Raw genomic sequence first — 3,425 nt, 5'->3', positions numbered from 1 at the left:
TCCTGGGTTCGCAACGACAGAGAGGCGGGCATCGCGGAGCTCCAGACCGGTATCGGCGCCCTGTTGTCGCGTCATGAGACCCGCCTATGTAGTTGCGCGGTCCCGCCTATCTAATTGTCGCCGTGCACCTGATCCGGTGCCTGGATCACGAACACCGCTTTCATTGCCGCTGCCACCATGTCCTGTCCAACCTTTGGGTCATGACTCAGGAGGTTGCGCAGGAAGTGCACTCGGCACCGCTGCCAGCTGCTGCCCTGGAACATCCGCTTGATCGCGGCTGTCAGCCCCAGGTGGGCATCCGAGATCACCAGCCGGGTGCCGTCGAGGCCACGCTCCTTGAGTGAGCCCAGGAACTGGCGCCAGAAGCCCTCCGCCTCGCTGTCGCCCACGGCAATGCCGAGCACCTCGCGATAGCCGAGGGCATTGATGCCGATCGCCACCACCACCGCCCGCGACACCACCCGCATGTTGCGGCCCAGGCGACCGCCGTGGAGGTACGTCGCATCGAGGTAGACGTAGGGGAAGCGGGCATGGTCAAGCGGCCGGCCCAGAAAGGCTTTCACCTGCTCATCGAGGCCCTGGCAGATCCGGCTCACCTCCGATTTGGAGACGCCGCTGGCGCCGCCCAGCGCTTCCACCAGGGCATCGACCTTGCGGGTGGAGATGCCACCGGTGTAGGCCTCCATCACCACGGCGTAGAGCGCCTTGTCCACTCAGCGGCGAGGCTCGAGCCAATCGGGAAAAAAGCTGCCCTGCCTCAGCTTTGGGATGGCCAGGCTGAGGTCGCCCACCTGGGTGGTGAGCAGCCGGTGGCGGTAGCCGTTGCGGTGGGTGGAGCGCTGATCATGACAGCGCTCATGGAGTTGAGCACCGGTAAGGGCCGAAACCTCGGCTTCCAGCAGATCCTGGAAGCCCCGGCGCACGATCTCCGGGATCAGGGCACCAGCGGTGGTGCCCTCCATGAGCTGGCTCAGCTCGGAGGCGCCACTATGGGTAAGGGTCATGGTCTGTGTTCGGTTTGGTGGTAGTGCTCCGAACAGGGTCACAGACCGGCCCACCCATTGCCACAGCTGAGATGTGAGGGAGGTGAGCCATCAGCCCTGGCTACGCCGGGGCTGATCCCCCTGAGTTACACCACTCCATGGGACGCCGCTCGGCGCAGCGGATGGCTGGCAGGGATCCGCTCCTCGGCCGAGAATTAGGACAACAGGAAACCGCTGGTCTCCTGCTGTCCACGCATCTGTGCTAAGCAGATGCCCCATTCTCACGCAGGCTCTGTTTATCAGCCAGGTGTTTAGTAGAGGTGAGTTGCAGCAGAGTGGGTTTCGTGCAGAGAACGGAAGCCCACCCAGAATCCGAACCAACAGCTAGCAGTACATTCAAGTACATCTTTGACTCAATTTAAATACCCCGATGCCGAACGACTTGACTCTTACGATCATTTGGCAAGGACTACAAGAAGCAGGCCAGACAAGCGCTGGCTGGAAGCCGAACCAAAGGACCAGAGCAGCCCCGAAAAGACAGACACCACCATGGCCAAGCAAGCTGCATTGTGGCTAAAAATGAATTGACCCTGGCGAGTTCTTCCCTTGTCAATCTACAATGAATTCAGTCGACAGCAAGCTATCAATGAAAAATATATCAAAGAGTGGCTATTTGAGCCGTCTTGCCGCGATTTGGCAAGATAAAGTAATTAAAGCAATCAAGGTTCAAACACGATCGCCCGCAGTATCAGTGGTAATTCCATTCTACGGCAGGATGGATGAAGTAAAAACCGCGATAGGCGCACTAGAATGCCAGACAATCAATAATTTTGAGGTCATCTTAGTAGCAGATGGCTGCTTATTCGACGAGAAAGTGCTAAGGAAACTAAGAGATCTTTGTATAAACACGAAAGTTATTCGCATTTCCAGAAATGGGGGTGCATTCGCAGCTCGTATCAAGGGTGCAGCAAAAGCGCATGGAGAATATCTATGGTTTTTTGATCATGATGACTATGTAGAACCTAATTTTATCCAACAAATGCTTTCCAAAGCAACTGTGACCTTGGCAGATGTTGTGGAGTGCCCATTCGTCAATATCAAGAGAGGCGAAAAAGCCAGGGTGTTCAAGCGATTTGAAGGAGAGACAAATCTCAATGGGGAGAACATTTTAAAGGCATATCTCTTGGGAAAGTCACACAACAATCTAGCTAACAAGCTAATCCGGCGAAGCAGTTGGAGGAAAGCTATACGAGCATTAAGAAGCATGGGAATCTCACTTAAACAACGCTTGATTTTCTGTGAAGATATGCTGTGCACAATAGCACTTTATGATCAAGCGAATCAGTACGCCAGCACACTCCAGACTGAATATACATATCAACATCGGCCAGCTAGCACAACAACGACGAGCAGACACGAAATAATCGAAGCCTGTCTATCAGATCTGGCCACTGTCCTATCAGTCATTAAACCAATCCTGCTAAAACATTCTTGCACTCAAGCCTTGGACAATTTTAAAGAACGAGAAGTGAACTGGGCGGTTGCCAATCTTGCTGTTGAACGTCTAAATAATTGTCTTACTTCTAATGCTTGGGACGATGTCGGACGTATCCAGGCAAATCTTAGAGAATACGGAACCTTTTCAAACATGAAAGATCAAGTGCAAAACCCTCTGCAGCCCCGCGCAGCAGCTGCAATCTTAAACTCCTTGACTGGATGCAATCCTAAGAAAGTGATGCTTATCTGCGCACACCCTGATGACGAATGTGTGGGAGCAGGTCTTTTGATGTCGGCATTGCAGGGGATTACAGTGGCACATGTCACCAACGGTGTGCCCGAAGATCCACGTTACGCGAAATGGGCAGGGTTTGATAATCCTGAAGCCTATAAGCACGCAAGACTTGAAGAAGCACGAGCGGCAATAGATTATGCGGGGCTGAAGCAGAGTAGCCTCCTCAACTTAGGATTTGTGGATCAACAAATAAGCTATCAGCTACCAGCTCTCACTGAGTCAATAGCGGCCCTTATAGATGAATACGAACCAAATATTGTTATTACTCATCCCTACGAAGGTGGGCATCCAGATCACGATGCCGTTGCTTTTGCATGCCATCATGCGCAGATACTCCGAGAGCGTAGTGGAAAATCCCAGCCACATCTAGTCGAGATGACTTCGTATTTCTCATCGGACGGGAAACGAGTAGTTGGAGAATTTGCACAAAAGGATCCCAAATCAATGACCATTGTTCTTAATCAAAGCTGTAAAATCTATAAAGATATTCTCTACCGGTGTTACTCAAGCCAATTAAGCCTCCTTAAGGGCACCTCGAAAAATAAGCTGTTTCCCAGTTTCTGCAGGCATGAAAAAAAGCCGCCAATGGCGGCAGGCAGCAGAACTTTGTATCTGCGGGTGAGCTTTTACCTGCGCTATCGGACCCTCCT

1 protein-coding gene and 1 pseudogene are annotated in these 3,425 nt (G+C 52.5%); one reads left to right on the top strand and one right to left on the bottom strand.

Annotated elements, in window-relative coordinates; genetic code table 11:
* Positions 1 to 110: 110 nt before the first annotated feature.
* Positions 111 to 962: pseudogene (locus tag KBY96_RS16155) on the bottom strand (IS256 family transposase).
* A 640-nt stretch (positions 963 to 1,602) separates the two neighbouring features.
* On the opposite strand from KBY96_RS16155, the gene KBY96_RS16150 reads away from it, so the two are divergent.
* The coding region (locus KBY96_RS16150) for a PIG-L family deacetylase (RefSeq protein WP_254980576.1) at positions 1,603 to 3,425 on the top strand (1,823 nt) is incomplete at its 3' end.

The sequence above is a fragment of the Cyanobium sp. ATX 6A2 genome, from assembly GCF_024346355.1.
In the GTDB taxonomy this organism is placed as follows: Bacteria; Cyanobacteriota; Cyanobacteriia; order PCC-6307; family Cyanobiaceae; genus NIES-981.
This window is presented reverse-complemented; position numbering and strand designations above follow the sequence as displayed.